At 38.3% G+C, this 22,910-nt stretch carries 19 protein-coding genes and 1 pseudogene; 4 read left to right on the forward strand and 16 right to left on the reverse strand.

Annotation, left to right across the window (positions count from 1 at the left end; genetic code table 11):
- Positions 1-22: 22 nt before the first annotated feature.
- From G440_RS0107980 to G440_RS0108010, 7 genes are read right to left on the reverse strand one after another with little or no spacing between them, the layout of a single operon-like run.
- The gene (locus G440_RS0107980) at positions 23-1,090 is read right to left on the reverse strand and encodes a cytochrome c oxidase subunit II (RefSeq protein ID WP_026450825.1); all 1,068 of its coding nucleotides are present in this window, start codon (positions 1,088-1,090) and stop codon (positions 23-25) included.
- Positions 1,091-1,117: 27 nt separating this feature from the next.
- The gene (locus tag G440_RS0107985; RefSeq protein WP_026450826.1) at positions 1,118-2,479 is read right to left on the reverse strand and encodes a hypothetical protein; all 1,362 of its coding nucleotides are present in this window, start codon (positions 2,477-2,479) and stop codon (positions 1,118-1,120) included.
- Between the two features lie 25 nt (positions 2,480-2,504).
- Complete coding sequence (locus G440_RS19660; RefSeq protein ID WP_051285229.1) at positions 2,505-3,125, reverse strand: c-type cytochrome; 621 nt, start codon at positions 3,123-3,125, stop codon at positions 2,505-2,507.
- A gap of 1 nt (position 3,126) precedes the next feature.
- On the reverse strand, positions 3,127-3,663 hold the full coding sequence (locus G440_RS0107995) for a DUF3341 domain-containing protein (protein ID WP_026450827.1): 537 nt from the start codon (positions 3,661-3,663) through the stop codon (positions 3,127-3,129).
- Between the two features lie 2 nt (positions 3,664-3,665).
- Entirely contained in the window at positions 3,666-5,468 is a 1,803-nt protein-coding gene (gene nrfD / locus G440_RS19665) for an NrfD/PsrC family molybdoenzyme membrane anchor subunit (RefSeq protein WP_084426664.1), read from the reverse strand.
- A gap of 38 nt (positions 5,469-5,506) precedes the next feature.
- Complete coding sequence (locus tag G440_RS0108005; protein WP_026450828.1) at positions 5,507-8,572, reverse strand: TAT-variant-translocated molybdopterin oxidoreductase; 3,066 nt, start codon at positions 8,570-8,572, stop codon at positions 5,507-5,509.
- 32 nt (positions 8,573-8,604) lie between these two features.
- Entirely contained in the window at positions 8,605-9,936 is a 1,332-nt protein-coding gene (locus G440_RS0108010; RefSeq protein ID WP_026450829.1) for a c-type cytochrome, read from the reverse strand.
- A gap of 223 nt (positions 9,937-10,159) precedes the next feature.
- Here G440_RS0108010 and G440_RS0108015 point away from each other — a divergent pair, with 223 nt between their 5' ends.
- Positions 10,160-10,555, forward strand: a complete 396-nt coding sequence (locus G440_RS0108015; protein WP_034259234.1) for an SPOR domain-containing protein — start codon at positions 10,160-10,162, stop codon at positions 10,553-10,555.
- A gap of 5 nt (positions 10,556-10,560) precedes the next feature.
- Here the strand turns inward: G440_RS0108015 and G440_RS21590 are convergent, their stop codons facing one another.
- The 3 genes and pseudogenes from G440_RS21590 to G440_RS21600 form a co-directional block, all read right to left on the reverse strand.
- Complete coding sequence (locus G440_RS21590) at positions 10,561-10,791, reverse strand: DUF5916 domain-containing protein (protein ID WP_026450831.1); 231 nt, start codon at positions 10,789-10,791, stop codon at positions 10,561-10,563.
- Positions 10,776-10,934: a DUF5916 domain-containing protein gene (locus G440_RS21595; protein ID WP_281170758.1), complete on the reverse strand. Its 159-nt coding sequence runs from the start codon at positions 10,932-10,934 to the stop codon at positions 10,776-10,778. The genes G440_RS21590 and G440_RS21595 overlap by 16 nt, the downstream gene beginning before the upstream one ends.
- Positions 10,935-11,017: 83 nt before the next feature.
- A pseudogene (locus G440_RS21600) lies at positions 11,018-11,140 on the reverse strand (hypothetical protein); the annotation flags it as partial.
- A 386-nt stretch (positions 11,141-11,526) separates the two neighbouring features.
- Between G440_RS21600 and G440_RS21480 the strand changes: the two are divergent.
- On the forward strand, positions 11,527-12,552 hold the full coding sequence (locus G440_RS21480; protein WP_026450832.1) for a T9SS type A sorting domain-containing protein: 1,026 nt from the start codon (positions 11,527-11,529) through the stop codon (positions 12,550-12,552).
- Positions 12,553-12,696: 144 nt separating this feature from the next.
- Here the strand turns inward: G440_RS21480 and infB are convergent, their stop codons facing one another.
- Genes infB through rimP form a run of 3 tightly spaced genes read right to left on the reverse strand, consistent with a single transcriptional unit; the run spans position 12,697 to position 17,355 of the window.
- Entirely contained in the window at positions 12,697-15,591 is a 2,895-nt protein-coding gene (gene infB / locus G440_RS0108040; RefSeq protein WP_026450833.1) for a translation initiation factor IF-2, read from the reverse strand.
- A 59-nt stretch (positions 15,592-15,650) separates the two neighbouring features.
- The gene (nusA, locus tag G440_RS0108045; RefSeq protein ID WP_026450834.1) at positions 15,651-16,883 is read right to left on the reverse strand and encodes a transcription termination factor NusA; all 1,233 of its coding nucleotides are present in this window, start codon (positions 16,881-16,883) and stop codon (positions 15,651-15,653) included.
- Positions 16,884-16,893: 10 nt separating this feature from the next.
- The gene (rimP, locus tag G440_RS0108050) at positions 16,894-17,355 is read right to left on the reverse strand and encodes a ribosome assembly cofactor RimP (protein WP_026450835.1); all 462 of its coding nucleotides are present in this window, start codon (positions 17,353-17,355) and stop codon (positions 16,894-16,896) included.
- Positions 17,356-17,515: 160 nt separating this feature from the next.
- On the opposite strand from rimP, the gene G440_RS0108055 reads away from it, so the two are divergent.
- Entirely contained in the window at positions 17,516-18,337 is an 822-nt protein-coding gene (locus G440_RS0108055; protein WP_026450836.1) for a universal stress protein, read from the forward strand.
- Positions 18,338-18,919 (forward strand): hypothetical protein, encoded by a 582-nt coding sequence (locus G440_RS0108060; protein WP_026450837.1) that lies wholly within the window; start codon positions 18,338-18,340, stop codon positions 18,917-18,919.
- A gap of 51 nt (positions 18,920-18,970) precedes the next feature.
- On the opposite strand, the gene flxY is transcribed toward G440_RS0108060, so the two are convergent.
- From flxY to G440_RS0108075, 3 genes are all read right to left on the reverse strand, one after another.
- Positions 18,971-20,260: a flexirubin biosynthesis putative acyl-CoA ligase FlxY gene (gene flxY / locus G440_RS0108065; protein ID WP_026450838.1), complete on the reverse strand. Its 1,290-nt coding sequence runs from the start codon at positions 20,258-20,260 to the stop codon at positions 18,971-18,973.
- A 92-nt stretch (positions 20,261-20,352) separates the two neighbouring features.
- Complete coding sequence (locus G440_RS0108070; protein WP_026450839.1) at positions 20,353-22,014, reverse strand: acyl-CoA--6-aminopenicillanic acid acyl-transferase; 1,662 nt, start codon at positions 22,012-22,014, stop codon at positions 20,353-20,355.
- A gap of 1 nt (position 22,015) precedes the next feature.
- The gene (locus G440_RS0108075; protein ID WP_026450840.1) at positions 22,016-22,903 is read right to left on the reverse strand and encodes a cupin-like domain-containing protein; all 888 of its coding nucleotides are present in this window, start codon (positions 22,901-22,903) and stop codon (positions 22,016-22,018) included.
- Positions 22,904-22,910 lie beyond the last annotated feature (7 nt).

A 22,910-nucleotide genomic window follows, 5' to 3' on the forward strand; every position in this document is an offset into this window, starting at 1 on the left:
ATCTTTCTAAACTAATGTTTTATTAATTTTCTTTGCTAAGTTGCTCTGCAAGGGTTGGCTGCTCTGCCAACCATGCTTTATAATCTTCCTCTGATTCTACAATAATCTTCATCTGCATATTGTAGTGGCTAATTCCGCAAATCTTATTACACAGAACTAAATAATCAAATTCATAAGGATCTAAGGGTTCATCTCCCATGGCCTGAAGTTCCTCACTTTTTTCTCTTCGTATTTTATTAATATTATCCACCTTGTTAATAACATGATCTGTAAGTCTCATATCCTCTGTTGTAACAGATGGAGTAAATGCAAATTGAGTTATCATTCCAGGCACACAGTTCATCTGCGCTCTAAAGTGAGGCATATAAGCAGAGTGCAATACGTCTTGTGATCGCATTTTAATCAAAACCTTTCTACCTACTGGCAAATGCAATTCGGTAACAACCTTATCGTCCTTTCCGTTTGGATCGGCTGGATCTACACCCAAGACATTAACACCTTTTATTAAACGTACGTTTGCTTCGCCTAAAGTATTATCATTTCCACCATACCTAGCTTTCCAGTTAAACTGTTGTGCATAAAGTTCAACGATTAATGGATCGTCATCTTTATCAACATTCATAATATCTGTCCAAGTAAAAAGACCATAGATAATTAATCCGGCCAATGTAATCACTGGAATTATAGTCCAGATAAACTCTAATTTATCATTATCAGCATAGAATGTCGCTCTCGCAACCTTATTCCCACGATATATAAAAGCGAAATAATGCAAAACGCCTTGTGTAATGATACCCACAAAAAATATGAGGATCATGGAGATTAGCATGAGGTTGTCTATCTCTGATCCATGTTCAGATCCGGATTCGGGTAAAAGTGTATCGTACCATAGCCAAAAGCTAACTATAGTTAGAATATAGATGAACGCAAGAAAGCCCATCATTAAATAACCTTGGCTATTGTTGTCTTTGTCCGTTGCTATGTCAGCATGGCCAACGACTTTGGTCTGTGCCAACTGAAATATTCTTTTTATTTGCCAAACAGCTATTAAAAAGAGTAGGATTACGAGTATAACTAAAAATGCGGTCATCTGTGAATATCTTCTTTAACTAGTTTATTAAAAATGGTAATTTTCGCTTTCTCTTATAAATGGATCGTTTTTCGGCCTTAAGGAAACCTTTGCAAGTCCATTTCCAACCACGAGGATAAAAAGACCTAAAAAGAACAGTATTGCCGCTATTTCAGGTATTCCAAATCCATAATGGTGGCCAACTGTTGAAGGCATAACCAATAAGTAAACATCTATATAGTGTCCTATCAAGACAACAACACCGGTTATAACAACAAACCAAGGTACTCTCTTGTAGTCACTATTCATTAAAAGTAATATAGGGAAAACAAAATTAAGTATAAGCATTCCAAAAAACAACACTTGATACTCCTGAATTCTTATAATAAAATAAGTTACCTCCTCTGGAATGTTCGCATACCAGATAAGCATAAACTGTCCAAACCATAAGTAACACCAGAAAATACTGAAAGCAAACATATATTTTGCCAAATCGTGTAGGTGCTTATCGCTAATAAATTCAACTAACCCACGGCTTCTTAGATGGATCACCACCAAAGCAATAACCGTTATGGCAGAAACGAAAAGACTAGAGAAAATATACCAAGGGAAAAGGGTACTGTACCAGTGTGGCGTCATAGACATAAACCAGTCCCAAGACATTGTAGCTTCCGTAATTAAGAAGAAAATCAAAAAGAATACCGAAGCCTTAAAGTTTTTCCTATAGGGCGCAAAATCAGTAGCATTATCTTGATCTAAAGAATTTTTTCTTGAGAAATAACGATATAAGTTCCAACCCAAAAGATAAATAACCCCTCTTATTACAAAAAATGGAAAGTTTAAATATCCTGATTTGTCTTGTAAAATTTTATCTCCGGCCACTAATTCTTCATTTTGCCAAGGGAAAAAGTGTGTTCCAGCAAAAACAACGATTAAAAATACAATGATGGAACCAGGCAGCAGATAAGCCGTTATTCCCTCCATAACTCTATAAAGCACTGGCGACCATCCTGCTTGTGAAGCATATTGAATAGCATAAAAAACAAGCACGCCCAAGGCGATCATCATAAAGAAGAAAGCAGCAACAAAAGTTGCCGACCAAGGTCTGGTTTGAAACTGGTGCAACATATGTTCCTCATGAGAAGAAGCACCTTGACCTTCAGCACTTAAATCGGTTGCATGTTCCATGGCAGCCTCTGAATAACCTTCATCCCCGCGCATGGTATCAACAAAATTAGAGGTCTCGGCATTGTGGTGACTTGTAGCTTCATGGCCTTCCTGTTGCGCCAATATTTCATTCACATCCCCTATAGTTTTTGGTGTTGTAAGGAAACCATAGGTAATCCCTGCCAAACCAAGAACGATTAGAATGATAGAAAACAGTTTTAATTTACTAGGTAGCGTGTACATATCTTTAGCTATTCTCTTTAATACTTTATTTAGGTTCAGTTTCAGAAGCTGTATTGGCTTCTGCTTTTGTAGTTTCCAATATTCCAGGCTCGCCCTTAAGGGATGCTTTTAAATCCATAACGTGCATGGCAATTTGCCAACGCTCCTTTTCATTTGTTTGTGAAGCATAAGAGCCCATAGCATTCAACCCATAAGTTTCAACGTGATAAATACCACCAAGAACTATATTACGGCCGGCATCAGCATAACTAGGGATACCCAAAAATTTCTCACGGGTAACTAAAATTCCTTTTCCGTCGCCTTTATCACCGTGGCAAACTGCACAATAAATGGTATATAGATGTGCTCCAGTAGCAAGATTCTCTTCAGTAACCTCATACGGGCTTTGAAGTTCAGCCTTTGCTAATTCCAAACCTTCCGTGCTATCATCATACTCGTAAGGCACAAAACCACGTGGTACCGTATTTTCAACTGGCATCATTGCTTCCTGTTGTCCTGGGAAAATATCATATTCTCCGTATGTTTCATAACCAACCGGTTCATACATATTAGGGAAATATTGATAATTCGGTTTTTTATCATTAAAACAAGAAACCATGCTCGCTGAGACGATAATGGCAATTCCTATGTTTATAAGTGTTTTCATATTAATGCTCTTGGTCGTTTTCAATTAAACTAATCTCTGATGCCCCAGTGTCATACAAAAACTTTGAAAGTTTTTGTATATCGTGGTTATCCGCATCAACTTCCATTAGAAAATGCGCATCCGTTGTACGAATATCTGGATTTTCGGCTTTTCTAAAAGGCCAAAGCTTACTGCGCATATAAAAAGTTATTACCATAAGGTGACCTGCGAAAAACACAGTCAACTCAAACATAATAGGAATGAAAGTTGGCATATTCTGGTAAAAGGTAAAACTCGGTTTACCTCCAATATTTTGTGGCCAATCGTCAATCATCATATAATTCATCATTAACATAGCGACTGCTAGCCCCACCAATCCATAAAGAAATGAGGTAATTGCAAGTCGAGTTGGTGCGAGCCCTAAGGCGTGATCCAATCCGTGAACAGGAAATGGAGTAAACACTTCAGAAATATGATAGTTTGCCGCACGAGTTTGAGTAACGGCCTGCATTAGCAGGTCGTCATCTGTATAAATAGCGTGTATCTTTTTAGCAGCCATAATTATTTTTTATTTTTTAATAGTAGTGCCTGTCCAGCCCAATCATCACGTTTGGCTCTTCCTGGGAATTCACTAATAATATCATCCAATAAATCGTATTCGCGATCGGTCATTCTGCTTACTTGTTCAAAAGTAAAGATTCCCAATTGGTGAAGTTTCTGTTCCATTAGTGGACCAACTCCATTAATCTTCTTAAGATTATCTTGTTTTTGAAGTGCTGGGTCAAAAGTACCAACAGTAGCGATCAATGTGTCAATTTTTTGCTGATGTTGCCCGAAATCGACATTGCTATTCTCTAAATCTTCGTCAGTTGGATTAACAAATGGAGAATCAAAATGTTTTCCTTCTACATTTGCTGCTGGCCCAGCTTCAGCCGGATATTCTTCAACGTGCTGCACGTGGCTCACATTATCACCGTGATCGGCGCGCAATTTTTTAAATCCAGCTCCAGAAGTCTTCAAAATTGTTTTTACTTCCGCTTGAGCAATTACAGGGAATGTACGTGCATAAAGGAGGAAAAGAACAAAGAAGAAACCAATAGTACCCATAAAGGTTCCTATATCAACAAAAGTAGGCTGGAACAATGTCCAAGAAGAAGTCAATCTGTCTTTACTCATGTTCACTACAATAATATCAAAACGTTCAAACCACATTCCGATGTTAATGATCAAAGCTACCAAGAATGTCCACATAATATTTCTTCGCAATTTCTTAACCCAAAGGGTTAGGGGCACAATAAAGTTACACGTTATCAATGCCCAGAATGCCCACCAGTATGGACCGGTAGCGGCACCAAAAGATAGATAGGTGTAGTTTTCATACGGCACTCCAGAATACCAACCGATAAAGTATTCGATTCCATAAGCTACAGTAACAATCCCACCAGTAAGTAAGATTACCTTGTTCATATACTCAATATGCAGTACAGTGATGTAGCTTTCCAGATGTGAAACCTTTCTCATTATGATAAGCAGGGTTTGTACCATCGCAAATCCGGAGAAGATAGCTCCCGCCACAAAGTATGGAGGATAAATAGTACTATGCCATCCAGGAACTACCGAAGTAGCAAAGTCAAAAGATACAATAGTATGCACGGAAAGTACCAATGGCGTGGCTAAACCAGCCAAAACAAGAGAAACTTCCTCAAAACGTTGCCAGTCTTTTGCGCGACCACTCCATCCAAAACTAAGGATTCCATATATTTTTTTCTGAAAAGGACTTTCGGTCTTATCACGAATCATTGCGAAATCAGGTAATAGACCTGTCCACCAAAACACTAATGAAATAGATAGGTAGGTTGAAATCGCGAAAACATCCCAAAGTAGGGGTGAGTTAAAGTTAACCCACAAAGATCCGAATTGGTTTGGAATAGGAAGAACCCAATACGCCAACCAAGGACGCCCCATGTGGATAATAGGGAATAACCCCGCTTGAACAACCGCAAAAATGGTCATTGCTTCAGCAGAACGGTTTACAGCCATTCTCCATTTTTGGCGGAAAAGTAATAATACCGCAGAAATCAGTGTTCCTGCGTGACCAATACCAACCCACCATACAAAGTTTGTAATATCCCAAGCCCATCCAATGGTCTTGTTCAATCCCCAAACTCCAATACCTGTTGAAACTGTATAGATGATACACCCTAAACCCCATAAAAATGCAATAAGGGCTATGGTAAAAACAATCCACCAAGATTTATTTGCTTTGCCTAAAACAGGAGCTGCTACATCTGCACTGATGTCAGCGTAAGACTTTTCTCCCAGAACCAGTGGTTCTCTTATAGGTGCTTCGTAGTGTGACGACATATTTAATTATTAGATAATTAGGTTCTTGATTAAAATTTTTATGCTTCCGATGTGTTTCTGACAATCATATGATAGAAAACATTCGGTTTGGTTCCAACATTCTCAAGAAGATAGTACATTCTATCATCTTCTTTCTTTTTAAGAATTTCAGATTCTTCATCATTAATATCTCCGAAAACCATTGCTCCAGTTTCACAAGCATTTACACAAGCTGTAGAAAACTCTCCGTCTTTTACAGGTCTTCCTTCACGCTTAGCATCGAGTATAGTTTTTTGAGTCATTTGAATACATAAGGAACATTTTTCCATAACCCCACGAGAACGCACAACCACATCTGGATTAAGCACCATTCTACCAAGATCATTATTCATATTGTAATCAAACTCGTCATTCTCATTATATAAGAACCAGTTAAAACGACGCACTTTATAAGGACAGTTGTTTGCGCAATAACGCGTACCTACACAACGATTATACGCCATTTGGTTTTGTCCTTGACGACCGTGTGAAGTTGCCGCAACAGGACAAACAGTTTCACAAGGGGCGTGGTTACAGTGCTGGCACATTACAGGTTGGAAAGCAACCTGTGGATTTTCGTATGCCGGAGTTTCCACCGCCTCATAGCTATCAAAAGCCGGAAGGTTCTCAGACATTTCAATTTCATCCTTAAAGGTTTCACCTGCTGAGTAATATCTATCAATACGCAACCAGTGCATATCACGGAATTTTCTCACTTCATCTTTTCCTACAACTGGAATGTTATTCTCGGCGTGGCAAGCGATAACGCAGGCTCCACAACCAGTACAAGCATTTAAGTCTATAGAAAGATTAAAGTGATGGCCAATAGAAGTATCAAACGGGCTCCATATATCGGCCTTTTTATCCCGGACTTCAACTGGTGCGTGATCATAATCAACTTCAGGAACGGCATTCCATTCCTTTATATTCTTTGTATTGAAAATCTCAAGGGTAGTGTCCTTAATAATATCATTGCTACGCCCCGCCATAGTACTCTGCAATTGAACACAGGCAAACTCGTGCATTCCACTAGCCTTCTCGATAGAAACCTTTTGAACATCAGAGAAGTTCTGGTAAAGTGGAAAAGCATTAATACCAGTTTGCATTTCTTCTTGAATAGCTGCGGTTTTACCGTAACCCAAAGCCATACCAACAGAGCCTTTTGCTTGCCCAGGTTGAATGATAACGGGTACGCTCTCAAGCACTACATCGCCCATAGTCACATTTACGTAACTACCGTTTAATGCACCGTTGGAAACATTCTCATTAACAAGACCTAATCCTTCGGCATCTACTTGCGACATAGTCAAATAGTTGTCCCAAGAAGCTCTTGTTAAGGGATCCGGAAATTCTTGTAACCAAGGGTTGTTGGCCTGTTGACCATCACCCAAACCAGTTGAAGTATATAAAGTCATCTCATAACCGCCTTCCTGGAACAGTGTAGAAAGTGCACCGTTAGACGTACTCTCTTCCATAGAAGCAGCTCCTTCAGTTGAAGGCTTCACTTCTTCCATTGTAATTTCTGCATTACTTGCAAAAACCCCGGCTTCTAAAGCCTTATTCCAAGAACCGCCCGCAAGAATCGAGTTGCTCCAACTATCTTTTATATAATCGTAATATTTTTGTGGATTACCCGTCCAACGCAACAAACAGTCTTGAAATTGACGTGTGTTGAATAGCGGACGAATAGTTGGCTGTACAAGGCTAAAAGTGCCCTTTTTAAGTTGTGCATCCCCCCAAGACTCTAGGTAGTGTGGTGTTGCGGCAACCATTTTTGCCATAGATGCAGTTGCATCTTGTTTCATTCCAAAAGCGAGGCTCATTTCAAGGTTTTGATAACCTTGAGCAAACTCTGTATTATTCGGCATCGAGTACACAGGATCTACACCTACGGTGATCAATCCTTTTACCGATCCTGAGACAACACCGTTCACAACATTCATTACTTCAGAATTACTTCCCTGTCTTGTAAGCAAGGGCTTGTTTGCGTCCATTGCTTGACTATTCGCATTAAAGTTTAATGCCATAGTTTGTGAAGCAACATCTGGCAAACTAGTTACCAACAACGCTCTTCCACCTGCTTTTTGAAGTTGTGCTTTTGCTTTGTTTACAGCATCTGCGATATTTTCAGGTAAACCTGAAGCACTACCACCAGTTAATGCTTTTAAAATTTCAAGTTGTTGTGATGGAGTTGCAAGAACACGTTTATCTGCCTTTGCTCCAGTCAAGGTTAAGTTTGCTTCAAACTGAATATGACGCGAGATTTTGCCGTTTTTCGGCATTCTTCCCTTCGCATAACCCTTACTATAACTTCCACCTTGCCAATCTCCAATGAAATCGGCTCCCACAGATACAATTACATCGGCTTTTGAAAAATCATAGTCCGGTAATGCACGGGTTCCATATTTATTCTGAAATGCATCCAAAGCTCCGGAACACGATATTGTATCATAAACAACGTGACGTACGTTCGGGTATTTGGCAGTAAATTCAGAAATTAGTTTCGAAGTTGATGGACTTGCAAATGTTTGTGTAAGAAGAACAACATCTTTTCCAGACATTTCATTCATCTTCTGCGCTACGGCAGTGTCAAACTCTGGCCAAGACACTTCAGAACCTTCAACCAATGGACCGGTTAATCTGTTTTTATCATATAATGACAACACAGAAGCTTGCACACGTGCATTTACGCTTCCGCCATTCATTGCCAAATCGTTTCTTTCAATCTTAATAGGACGGCCTTCACGGGTTTTTACCAAGATATTGGCAAAATCAAAACCATCGGTCATTGTTGAAGCGTAATAATTTGCTACACCAGGAACTATTTCATCCGGCAAAACAACATACGGGATTGACTTAACAACGGGTCCTTCACAAGCCGCCAAAGTAGCTGCAGCAGTAGTAAAGCCCACATATTTTAAGAAATCACGACGCGTGGTTGAAGAAGACTCCAAGGCTTCTTTATCGCCAAGAAATTCGTCTGTAGGGATTTCAGTTACAAACTCATTATCCTGCAGCGCCTTAACAATCGCGCTGGCTTCGTTCAGCTCCTCAACACTTTTCCAGTATTTCTTGTTTGATGACATATTGCTATCTGTAATTTTCCTTTAAAACTTAATTAATAGTGGCATTTACCACATTCTATTCCTCCTAGTTCGGCGATCGTTAATTTCTCAACACCATACTTTTTGGAAAGCTCTTCGTGAATTTTGGCGTAATATTCATTGTTCGCCAAGTTTACGTTGGTTTCCTTATGACAACTGATACACCATCCCATAGTAAGCGGAGCAAACTGCTCCATAACTTCCATTTTCTCAACTTCACCGTGACAAGTCTGGCAGGCAACACCCGCAACAGTTACGTGTTGAGAGTGGTTAAAATATGCGAAGTCAGGAAGATTATGGATACGAACCCATTTAACAGGCTCCGTTTTTCCAGTATATTCTTGGTTTTCAGCATCCCAGCCTACAGCCTTGTATAATTTTGCTATCTCACCATCGTAAAATTCTTTTGAATATTCTTCCGTAGCAGTATCTTCAGCTACTTCTGAAATATTCTTATGACAGTTCATACAAACGTTTAATGAAGGTATCCCTGAAGTTTTACTTTTTCTAGCAGAACTATGACAGAAATTACAATCAATCTGGTTGTCCCCAGCGTGTATTTTATGTGAATAGTGAATTGGCTGAACCGGAGCATACCCCTGGTCTACCCCAACCTGCATCATATAACCATAGGCAAAATAACTACCCACAAGTATCAAGACAATAGAAAAGACCATAACCAAAAATTGATTTTGAACAAAAGCTTTCCATATAGGAAGTCGCTTTTCTTTTTCTTCCTTCTCATAAACAACACCATTTGCCTCTGCTATTCGCTTTAAGGTGTTAGTCACCAAGTAAAGCATAATAACCAACAGCAAGAAGATAAGCGCTAGCGCACCTAACACAAGTCCATTTGAAACACCTCCGCCACCAGTTGACGCACCGCCCGCAGCAGCTGCATCGGCAACAGGAGCTTTTGGCTCTGCCTTGGGCTTACTTGTATAAGCTAAAATATTATCGATATCCTCATCCGAAAGTCCCGGAAAAGGAGGCATGATCATCTTATTGTTTTCCTCAAAAATCTTATTCGCCTGCGCATCGCCTGAAGCAATAAGACCCTGACTGTTTTTAATCCACTTGTGCAACCAGTCTTTGTCAAACAGATCGGCCACATTTCTCAAGGCTGGTCCAACAGCTTTCTTATCCAGCTTGTGACAAGCAGCACAGTTTGCTTTAAACAGTGACTCACCCGCAGCTACATCACCACCAGCAGCATCTGCCGGTGCTTCTTGAGATGCAGCAGCAGCTTCATCCTGAGAATATATGGTAGTTGAAAATGTTAGTAAAAACACTAACAAGAGAAGTGGCAATTTTGAGCGTAGATGTATAAAATTCACCTTTTTCATACTAATGATTAAATTATTGTCGATAGTTTGGCGCAGAATTAGTTAGCTTAAAAATATATCTAAATGCTCATCCCGCACCGCAAATAAAGGAGCAAAAATACATTATAAAGTCGATTTGGGAAATGCAAACAAAGTGTTAACTACCAATTTATACTTGTTCTAAATAATAAATTCGCCCCTCATCAAGTTATTAAGTTTTACATTTGCACAAAAGATCAAATTTATGAATTTTAAAAATGTTTCCAAGGTTATTATTGTCAGTCTATTAGTGATTTTCATTAGTGACAAAGGTTTTGCACAAAGTGCAACATTAACGGTTAACCAAGACAAAAAAGTAACACAGCTACTAACTGTAAAGAAGGCCTTGGAAAAAGACAACAAGCTTTCTGATGGATATACCATACAACTGTATTATGGCGAATTGAACCAAGCCGACGCCATTCTTAAAAAATATAGATCCTCTTTTGGAGATTGGCCCGCTTCTATTGAATATGAAACCCCTAACTACAAAGTTTGGGCAGGGAATTTTACCACGCGCATAGAAGCAGACAGAGCACTTCTAGAAATTCAGAAGAGTTTTTCTTCAGCTTTTATTCTAAAGCCGGAACGCAGAAAGTAAATTGCTTAGATCTTAAAACCAGTATTCTTTAAACATGCTGATTTTCCTGTTTTATCATCTCGCTTTTTAAACCCAGTATCTTGGACTCTCTTTTTTGGACCTAACCAGTTTTTCACGCTGTTATTATCAAGATAATAACTAATTCGCAGCGAAAGACTATTTAACTGTGGTTCATCAAACAGGTTTCTAAAGTTATTTGAAAAATGAATGCGGGAATCAATCACATAACTTTCCATAGCGTCCCATATAACAAGGTAAGTTGACTACCGGGCGCAAACCACCACGTAAAGCGAAGAACGATATTCCAACTATTGCATGTGGCATTCTCGCTTTTGTTATAAACTGAGTTCTCAGTGAGCTCTCCATCGTTCTGTAACATAAAAACCTTATGCACTCCTTTAAAATATAATAATGGCGAAACGCTAAATTGGGCGCTATCTTATTATTAAAGATGTATTGTGATTCCAATGAATTAATTACGGTAGTTCTATTACGCTTCCCAAAAATGATCGCCTCAACATCTAAATCTACAAGCCTTCTACTTTGTCTGACAGCATAACATCGGTACTTAAAAACATTTTCCAAAAAACTTTATAGCAGATAGAAGAGGAAAAACCCTTTTTTATTTTTTAAAATTTTAAGATATCTTTAAGAAATTAACTAACCATAATGGATAGAATTATGGAACACACGGTCACACGGGCACACGGATACACCAACGCCAAAATTGGTATTGGAATCTTAACAATGCTTTTATTGTTATTTGGCTCTATTTCTTAATCACAAACAGATGATTTTTGCGCAACTCCACCTAACACAACACCAGATCCTCCTGGAGCCTATATTCAATCTACGGATAGCATTTATTTCAATAGTTCTCGCAAAACAACTTTAATATCTCTTTTTGGAGAATTAACAAGAGCATTGGATTCTAAAACTCTTGCAAAACACTAACCTTAAAATTCTGGATTATGAAAAAACGATATAATATATCCGTACAAAAAGTAATATCTGTTATTTTTTTCTTTGTCTTAAGTTTAAATGCATTTAATTTTTACGCACAGATAACCAACATTCCAGACCCTATTTTTGAGCAAGCCCTTATTGATTTGGGCATTGACAGCGATGGCGTTGTTAATGGGCAAGTTTTAACAAGTGATATTGAGGCTATTATAAGTTTGGATGTTTCAGAAAGGTTTGTTCACGATCTAACTGGAATTGAGGGGTTTGCATCTTTAGAAGATCTTAATGTCTCGTATAACACAATAACCTCCTCGCATTTGATCGAAAATAATAATCTAAAAAAACTTGTGATAGACAATAGTCTTGAACTAGTAGTTATAGATGTAACGAGTAACTACCTATTGGAGTATTTATACTGCTCCCTTTCCTTGCTCAGTGATCTAGATGTATCAAACAATTTATTGCTTAAGGAATTATCGTTAGGAGCAAGCCTTCCTTCTGATACCAATATTATTGAAATTCTGGAGCTAAGCAATAACGCTGCATTAGAAAAACTACACCTTTTAAATATGGCATCGTTAACGGCTATAAATCTTCAATCTGGGAACAACCAGATACTAGTAGATGTGCTGATTCATTGTTCGTTGGATTTTGGTGAACCCTGTGAGCCAATTCCGTGTATGGAAGTAGATGATTTAGCGGCAGCGCAAACCAATCAATTGCCATACTCAGCGTGGGATGTAGTTGTCAATTATTCCGAAGATTGTCTTTTAGGCATCGCAACGCAACAAGAAAAAGTTTTTTCAATTTTTCCCAATCCAGTACAAAGTGAATTGACTATAACCTCAAAACAGGAAACGGGAAACCTAGCAATCAAAATCGTGAATTTAGAAGGAAAAGTTTTAAGCACTCCATATTTAGATTTTGGAAAAAAAGGTTTTATAAATGTTTCAAATCTTTCCAGTGGTCTTTATTTTTTAAACATTGAAACTGAAAATGGAAAAGTAGAAACCAATAAATTTATAAAGGAGTAAATCCATTTATATTATAAGAAGCAAATTATCTAAACCTACAAGGAGATTGCTTCGTACCTCGCAATGATGCCTTGCAGGAAAAGCAAAAAAAAGACCTGAAAAAATTAATTTTCAGGTCTTTTAGAAATTTATAGAATTCTTGAATTATTTCAACTTCTTCTTAACAGCAACTTCTTGGAATGCTTCAATAATATCATTCTCATGGATGTCGTTGTAGTTCTTAACTTGAATACCACAATCGTAACCCTTCGCTACTTCCCTAACATCGTCTTTAAAACGTTTTAGAGAGGAAAGCTCACCTGTGTAAATTACAACTCCTTCACGGATAAGACGGATACCAGAGTTTCTGAATATTTTCCCGGTTAATACCATACAACCTGCAATAGTACCAACTTTCGAAATTTTGAATGTTTCGCGAATTTCAGCTGTACCAGTAATTTCCTCTTTCATTACTGGGGAAAGCATTCCTTCCATCGCATCTTTCAAGTCGTTGATAGCGTCATATATAATAGAATATGTACGGATATCAATTTCTTCCTTGTCAGCAATTTGACGGGCGTTACCCATTGGACGAACGTTGAAACCAATAATAATGGCATCAGAAGCAGAAGCTAACAAGACATCACTTTCGGTGATAGGCCCTACCGCTTTGTGAATAATATTCACCTGAATCTCTTCAGTAGAAAGTTTCTGGAAAGAATCTGTCAATGCTTCTACCGAACCATCCACATCTCCTTTAAGGATAATGTTCAATTCCTTGAAATCTCCAAGAGCAATACGTCTTCCAATTTCATCAAGTGTAATATGACGTTGTGTTCTAACAGATTGTTCTCTTTGTAGTTGAGTACGTTTAGTAGCAATAGTTTTTGCTTCGCGTTCGTCATCAAATACATTAAATTTATCTCCAGCCTGCGGCGCACCATCCAAACCAAGTACTGAAACAGGGGTTGATGGACCAGCTGTTTTTACTGTATTACCACGTTCATCCTGCATCGCTTTAACCTTTCCGCTGTGCTGTCCTGCAAGAACATAATCACCCACTTTAAGGGTTCCGCCTTGCACCAGTACAGTGGAAACATAACCACGACCTTTATCTAAGAATGCCTCTACCACAGTACCGTTTGCACGACGATCTGGATTTGCAGTAAGTTCTAGTAACTCGGCTTCTAATAATACCTTCTCTAGCAACTCTTTTATCCCTTCTCCAGTTTTCGCAGAAATATCCTGCGATTGGATTTTACCACCCCAATCCTCTACCAAAAGATTCATTTGGGCTAAGCCTTCTTTAATCTTTTCTGCATTTGCCGTTGGTTTATCTATTTTATTGATCGCAAAAACAATAGGCACACCAGCAGCTTGTGCATGGCTAATAGCCTCTTTTGTTTGCGGCATTATGGCGTCATCTGCAGCTACTACAATAATTGCAAGGTCAGTAACCTGGGCTCCACGAGCACGCATCGCGGTAAACGCTTCGTGTCCTGGAGTATCAAGGAAGGCCATTTTTTGACCGCCTTCAAGTTCTACACCGTATGCACCAATATGTTGTGTGATTCCACCAGATTCCCCAGCGATCACATTTTCTTTTCTAATATAATCCAAAAGTGACGTTTTACCGTGGTCAACGTGACCCATTACAGTAACAATTGGTGCTCTATGGATAAGATCTTCAGGCGCATCAACTTCGTGATCAATGGACTCTTCAATATCTGCGGTTACAAATTCTACTTCATAACCAAATTCATCTGCAACAATACTTAAGGTTTCGGCATCTAGTCGCTGGTTCATCGTTACCATCATTCCCAGTGACATACACGCAGAAATAATTTTGGTGACAGGAACGTCCATCATAGTTGCCATTTCACTTGCAGTAACAAACTCAGTAACCTTTATCAGTTTACTATCAGCTTCTTGTTGCGCTAGTTCAACCTCCGTTTTTTGACGGTGCGTATCTCGTTTATCACGTCTATATTTTGCACCTTTTCCTTTAGAAGATTTCCCTTGAAGTTTTTCTAAGGTTTCACGTACTTGTTTTTGTACTTCTTCCTCGCTAGGCTCCTCTTTTGGTGTATTGCTTCGCGATTTTCTGCCTGGTCCACTACGATTGTCTCTAGTATTATTAGAACCAGCAGCTTTTGGAGTTTCCTTACTAATGCGGCGTCTCTTTCCTTTTTTATCTTTTTTGTCGGCAGCCTTAGGATCTTTTTTCTTTTCTGGTTTTTTAAACTGAGTAAGATCAATTTTTTGACCCGTAAAGTTAGGACCATCAAGTTTGCGGTATTGTGTTGTTACCGTATCCGAATCTTTGGAAATTCCGTTCTTCGATTCTTCTTTAGGTTCTTCTTTTGAATCTTCCTTTACTTCTTTTTTAGGATCTTCCTTCACCTCTTCTTTAGGTTCTTTAGAAGATTCTTTTGCAACAGGAGCTTCTTTAGGTTTCTCAGAAGGCTTTACGTCCTCCTCCGCTTTCTTCTCTTCAACCTTTTCTTTCTCCTCCTTCTTCTCCGCTTCTTTGGCAGGAGCCTCTGGCTTGGCTTCGGTCTTCTCCTTTTCTACCTCTTTAGGTTGTTCAGCTACAACCTCAGGTTCTTTAGTCTCTTCCTTTTTAGGTTCTTCGGCTTCAACCGGTTTTTCTTCTGGCTTAGCTTTTTCTTCCCCCTCTGCCGGACGGGTAGGTTTGGCCTTTCCAGAATCTAGGTCAATCTTGCCCACTTGCTTTGGTCCGTCCAATTTTACGCCGGCTCTAACAACCCGCGAAGCTTCCTCCTTTTTCTGTCTTTCTTCCAGCTCGCGCTCACGCTCCAAACGAAGTTCTTCTTTCTCCTTACGTTTTTCCTCCCCTACTTCTTTGGAAGCATCTTTCTTACTCTTATCGGTTTCAAACTCTTCAAAAAGGACTTGGTATTCATCACCCGATATTTTGGTATTGGGACTAGCGACCACCTCGAACCCTTTGGAACCTAAAAATTCCACGGCACGATCCAACGAGATATTGAATTCTCGTAATACCTGACTTAGCCTTTTCTTTTTTACTTCAGCCATAAATGCTTCTCCTGTTTTGTCTTTTGAAAAAATTTGTATAAAAGTAATTAAAGTTTCAACTACTCTTCAAATTCTTCTTTTAATATATTAATTACATCACGTATAGTCTCTTCTTCAAGATCTGTACGCTTAACCAAATCGTTGATATCGTGCTCCAAGATGCTTTTAGCGGTATCCAATCCAATTTTTTTGAATTCTTGAATAATCCAGCCTTCAATTTCATCTGAAAACTCACTTAATTCCACATCTTCTTCAGCACCCTCACGAATTACATCTATTTCGTAACCCGTTAATTGCCCGGCCAAACGAATGTTGTGACCACCACGGCCTATCGCTTTACTCACTTCCTCTGGACGAAGAATAACCTCAGCGCGTTTTTTCTCTTCATCAATTTTGATTGAAGTTACTTTCGCAGGGCTCAAAGCTCGTGTAATATATAGGTTGAGGTTGCTTGTATAATTGATAACATCAATATTCTCATTACCCAATTCGCGAACAATTCCGTGAATTCTGGATCCTTTCATTCCCACACAGGCTCCAACTGGATCAATACGGTCATCGTAAGAATCAACGGCTACTTTCGCTTTCTCACCAGGAATACGAACTACTTTTTTAACGGTAATCAATCCATCAAAAACTTCTGGAATCTCCTGTTCAAACAATTTTTCAAGAAAAATTGGATTTGCACGAGACATGATTATTGTTGGCTTATTCCCTTTTAGGTCAACACTTTCAATAATTCCACGAACGTTATCTCCTTTTCTAAAGAAATCTGAAGGGATTTGCTTTTCCTTTGGAAGAATTAACTCATTTCCTTCATCATCTAATAAAATAACAGCACGGTGACGTATGTGATGTACCTCAGCAGTATAAATTTCTCCTTCAAGGTCTTTAAACTGCTTATATATAATAGTATTGTCGTGTTCGTGTATTTTTGAAATAAGATTTTGGCGTAGTGCTAAAATAGCGCGACGGCCAAGGTCTATTAATTTCACTTCTTCTGAAACATCTTCACCTATTTCGAAATCAGGTTCGATTTTTTGAGCAGCTGACAACGAAATCTCTTCATTTGGATCTTCTACTTCACCATCTGCAACCACAATTCGGTTTCTCCATATTTCAAGATCGCCCTTATCTGGGTTTACAATTATATCAAAGTTATCGTCACTTCCGTACTTCTTTTTAAGTGCGCTTCTGAAAACTTCTTCAAGTATCGCCATAAGCGTTACTCTATCTATTTGTTTATCGTCTTTAAATTCCGAAAAAGAATCGATTAGTGCTAAGTTCTCCATATCAATTCAATTAAAATGTTATCATAACTTTTGCTTCCATAATATCTTTGTAAGGCAATACAGCCTCTTTTTGAACGGTTACTTTCCCCTTACCTACAGGCTTGGGCTCACGCGCAGACCATGTTAAAGTACAACTTTCATCGTTAGCAGCAATAAGCTCCCCTTCAATTTTTTCTTCTTTTGTGGTTTTCACTTTAAGTGTTCTTCCAATATTTTTTTTGTACTGTCTCGGTAAAGTTAAAGGCTCCGAAACGCCCGAAGACATAACTTCTAAAGAAAAATCATATTCTTCCCTATCTAAATTATGTTCAATTTCCCGGCTAACAGCCATGCAATCCTCGACTGTAACGCCTTTGTCGCCGTCCAGAATGACCCTTATTTGGTTATCTTCAGAAATAGTAAGGTCGATTAAAAACAGTGACTTGTTTTTGTCAAGCGCATTTTTGAGCAGTTGTGCTACTTTTTCACGCATTAGTTTAAGCTATAAAAAGAGGGGACTTTAGTCCCCTCAGATATTTTAGTATCAAATTCGGTGCAAATATACTATAAATTTTAATATTATAAAAACCAACGCCAAACGATTTATTTTTGTAATTTGATACGACCTAAAAAAATTTAAACAACCAACATTTATGAAACGAATTCTAGTACCCACAGATTTCTCGGAACAAGCAGAAAACGCCCTGAAAGTAGCGCTAAAAATCGCAAAGGAACACGACAGTGAGATCTTTGTTATCCACTCTATGGAAATGCCACTGAATCTTTCAACAAAGTCCAATACCGGAAGCCTTCCTGAGTCTTTATTCTTTATCAAACTCGCTCAAAAACGCTTTGGGGAACTTCGTGAAAAACCTTATTTACAAGACATTTCTTTTAACGAAGCAATAGGCCATAACGAGATCTATGAAGATATTGAAGAAGCGTGTAAAAAAAACAACATCGATCTTATTGTGATGGGCTCCAATGGCGCTAGTGGCTTTAAGGAAATGTTTGTAGGAAGCAATACTGAAAAAGTGGTGCGAACCTCCGAAACTCCCGTACTGGTAATAAAAAACAATCACCCAGATTTTAATATAAATGATTTCGTGTTTGCCACTGACTTTTCAGAAGAAGGCCGCAGCGCTTTAGACAAAGCACAAAAATTTGCAAAAAAAGTAGGAGCTAAAATGCATTTGCTTTTCGTGAACACCCCAGCAGGTTTTAAAACTTCTGTGCAAGCTCAGGAAATTATGGAGAATTTTGTTAGAGGAATGGGCGTTGAAAATTACTCCCTTAATATTTACAACGACACTTCAGTTGAAAAAGGAATCCTCAATTTCACACAATTTATCAATGCTCAATTAATTGGGATGGGAACCCACGGCCGTAAAGGAATCTCCCACTTCTTTAATGGAAGCATCAGTGAAGATATGGTAAACCACGCAAATATGCCAGTGATAACTTTTAAGATTTAAATGAAGTATTTGACCTTGGTATTAGTGTTTCTGTTGTTTAGCTGTAACGAGTTTAAAAATGGGAACAATTCAGAAATGGATGTAATAACTTCGGAAACCCCAATTAATTCAAAAACAAAAACTGGTATTCCTGAAGGTGCTTTAAGAGCAGACTTTATTGGAAATCGAGACTCTGTATATGCCTTCATAAAAGAAATTGATACTTCAACAAAAACAACGCTTATTAGTTTCGAAAAAGATAAATTGCCTGAAATTAGCATTCCAGAAAGCCTAGGAGCGCATTTAAAGATATTAAAACTTAAGAATTTTGACCAAGATAATTTATTGGTGAACGCAATTTCTTTAGATACTAATTTTAATGAATATCATTTATTTGTTTGGAAGGACTCTATGTGGAACCAGCCCGTAAACCGTTTTTATATTCACAAAAGCAATATGAGCGATACCTTGATACCTATAAAAGACAATCCTAAGGACAGTATGCAAGTGATTCGTTATTATTCCGTTTTTGAAATGGACCAAACTTCTGAAAAAAAATATAGTTGGAGACTGGAGCAGGAAAGCGTTTTAATTGAAGAGTAAAATTATCTTCATCCGATATTTGAACCAAAGCTATCGTTTCCAAAGAAAATTTTACACTCTTTTATCTATCAAATCTACAGGTTTTCTGCTTAAAGGAGGAAAACGAAGTTCCTTTATTTCTTCTGCGGAAGCAAATTCTATGGTAGGTGCTACCCGCAGTTTTGCCCGAAAGTGGTCTTTGATCTGAAGTAATAATTCTTCCGAAATAGCTGAAGTAGCAACTTTTATTAGTATTTCATCCGTTCCTAACTCATTGTGGAAAATCTCAATAACATAACTATCAATCTCTGGAAAATTATTGAGGATATTATACATTGCCGGCGGATAAAGCGTGGTTCCCTTATATTTTATCATCTGCTTTTTACGGCCAACTACAGGGCCCAATCGCATGGTATTCCTGCCGCAATCACATGGTTGATAATGTGCTTGAACAAGATCCCCTGTTTTAAATCGCAATAACGGCATCGCCTCAACCCCCAGTGTAGTAATAGTTAACTCGCCTACCTCGCCTTCAACAACAGGCAGATTGTTATCATCAAGAATTTCAGCAATTAGTAGTTCTGGGTGATGATGTCCTCCCTGGTGCGTTTCACATTCGTTGAAGGCCGTACTCATTTCTGTGGAAGCATAGGTAGAAAAAAGTTCGATGTCCCAATCCATTTTTATCTTTTTAGCCAAAACGTTTAATGAAAAATCTTGTTCGCGGATTGGCTCCCCAATGCAAATAGCAGCCTTAACTCCCGTATTTTTTAAATCTATCTTATGCTGTTGCGCATATTCAATCAACTTTAAAAGAAAAGAAGGAACGGTTATTAAATAAGTGGGTTTAAACTTTAAAATGGAATCCCATTGTAGTTCAGGAATTCCAGAACCCACGCGTATTATACCCGAGCCCAGTTTCCGAGCCCCGAGAAAATAAGCCAAGCCCGCCATAAACCGACGATCCATGGTGGTCATTAATTGCAATGTATCTTCTTTCCCAACCCCGCAACAAGCGAAAGAGATGGCTTCATTATAAGCCAAGCGGTCCAAATCTTTATCAGTTAAGGCAAATGTCACTGGATCGCCCAAAGTGCCGGAAGTGGTTACGTAATCAATGATTTCAGATTTAGGAACACAAATAAAGTCATCATTAAATTGTTGCAGATAGTCTTTTGTAGTCACAGGAATATTCTGAAGATCTTCCAAACTTCTTATAGCTGAAACTTGAATACCATTCTCTTTAAAGAAACGCTTGTAATAAGGCGATTTTTCATTTAAATAGTGAATAGTCTCTTTCAGTTTTTCTTCCTGAAGGATTTTTATTTCCGCTGATGTTGCTTTTTCTATATCTGGGATCATTTCGAGCTTTTCTTTGTGCTCTCTGTGTGTTTGTGGTGAAAAATTAACCACAGAGGCACGGAGAGCACAGACCTACCAACCGGCAGGCAGGGTTATTCTTTTAGTTTTTGAAGATATTTTTCAATCCGCTCCTTATCGGGAACTGTTGTTATCTCTTTAGTTAAGGCCATTTCAAACGCATTTCTTGCTGCGGCCCTATATTTTTTTCCAAAGTAATACTTTCCCGTTAAATAATACGCCTTCCAATACTCAGGATTTTTTTGTTGTAATGCCGAAAGTGTCTCGGGTGATATATTTTCTTCTTTTGAAATTGCCGCTTCCACTTCCCGCTCCAAAATCCGATAAGCTTCATAATCTTTATATTCCTTTGAATGAACAAACGGATCCTCGGGAACATTTTCTTTTGGACTTGAAAGCGTAGTCATTGAAGGATTGCCTTCTCTATTACTGAAGACTTCGTCTAAATCATATTCTACAAATTCACCTAATTGATACGGATTTGAAGAAACCCAAACTTTGCCGCTTTCAGGTTTAAAAACAATTCCATGATGCGCCAATAATTGATTTAAGGCCTTTTCATTTCCAAAACCTATTTCTTTATTATCCAAGCCCTTTTTATTGCGAAGAATTGCCACGGCATCTGGCACATTCAATTTATTTTGCTCAGAAATTAATTCTTCCATCCGGTCAAATCGGTACTTGGAATGACTTTCAGCAATCCATTTTAAATTCCGTTCATCATTTTTATAAGCTTCACTTTGAAAATGATTGGAACAGATTAATTCATCGGTGTTTTCAACATCATATACGCCGAAGTTATCCGGCGCTACTTCAATGATCGCGGCTTTTTTATCTTTCGCACTTCCAATAAAGATCGCTTCGGAAACAAACACTTCTCGTTTCTTTGCGATTTCAACTGCTTCTTCAATAGTTGACGCGTATTGTAAAATCTCGCGCGTAACTATGGAAATCGGGGTTTTTGCAACCAATGGAACCTCAGATTTTCCTGCGTTTATAGTGACCGTCAAACCTTGATCGTTCATTCCAGATACCACACCCATCATCCCGCCCCAAGTAACGGACATAAAATTATGGCCTTCTGTAGGATTTACGAAAGCAATAATTTTTTCTTTAGCGAAATCATCGCCAACATAAAAATCGAAATTTCTTCCAATCAACAATTCCCCATCTATGGTTTTATCGCCCCAAACGGCAAAAGAAGAACAGCCAACTAACATTAAATCCTGTAGGGCGTGACCAATGTCGTGAGCGGCATGCAAATAGAGCAACCGTAGATATGGTTCGCCAATCTCACTAAAATTTGAAGATGAATATTCTGACATTCCATAGATTTCAGCCTTATACTCTTCTGGGATATGCAAGTACATCTTTCTGGCGTACCAGGCCAAAAATTTTCGCAAAAAATACTGTTGAAATTTTGAAGGCACAAATTCTTCCACCTTATTAAAAAATATAGCTTCTTGCTTTTGCATCAACTCTTGGGTAAGACTTCCCGTTATTTTTCCAATTTGCAATGGATTTCCCTCCACATAAAGTTCCCATTGCGCCTGCTCGTTTTTCAATAGAAAATTGTTGCCTGCTATAAATGTGGAGTCGTTAATTTTTACTCTTTTAGGAATTGTCGCGTCATAAGCACTATGATCTGGCCTATTGTGAAGAGATTTAGAAACGCCACAGGAACTCAGAAAAAATAATAGAATCGCAAACGCGAATATTTTTTCCAAATATTTCATCTTAAAGAGATTGTTTTTTCAGCTTTGCTGCGCGTTGATTGGTTTTCGATAAACTGCGTTTCTCCTTGTGGTCAATCCACTTCTGCCCAAAAGATTTACGCATCACATTTTCAAAATGACGCATAAAGAAGACATTATACAGCATATTTCCAAGACGCCCCACATGACGTGGAAAAGCACGAAGTGTCATTGAAAAACCACCATCCAAATACTTAATATAGTGCCAATAACCGCTGGGCATATACAGTGCATCACCGTGTTTCATAGTAGCTTGCAAGCCTTCTAAATATTGAAGTGCAGGATATTTATGAAAATCAGGATTATCTAGATCAATGGTTTCCAAGTTGTGTACGGCAAAAGGAATTTTATACATGTACTTGGTCTGTTCTGGTGAAAACAACATCACATCTTTAGTGCCTTGAAAATGAAAATGCACCAAATCTGCCAAATCCATATCGTAATGCGGCAGAACCTTAGAACCTTCACCCCCAAAAAATAGCACGGGCAGTCTTTTAAAAAATTTGAGTCCAATATCTGGATATTCAAAATCATTTAAGAGTTCGGGTAGTTTCACTTTAAGATCATAAAAGAAAATACGCAGATCTGTTGGTTTGTTTTTTATCAACTCAATATAATCAGCCATTTTCATTTCGGTCGCCGGTTCAGCAGAATTCTGCTTTCCTTTGGTAGGTTCATTGTTATACAATGGAACCGTTTGATCGCCTGCGTGTTGTTGAATATAATCGAGATTCCATTTCTGGAAAGCTTTCCAGTTTTTGGTCAAACCTTCAATTAAAACAGGTTTTTGAGGTTTGTAATAGTTTTTAATAAAGTCAGCTTTAGATATATTCTGGACTCTTGGTATTGGTGTTGTTTTTATTTGTCCCATATCTTAA

It is taken from the genome of Aequorivita capsosiphonis DSM 23843 (genome assembly GCF_000429125.1).
GTDB lineage: Bacteria > Bacteroidota > Bacteroidia > Flavobacteriales > Flavobacteriaceae > Aequorivita > Aequorivita capsosiphonis.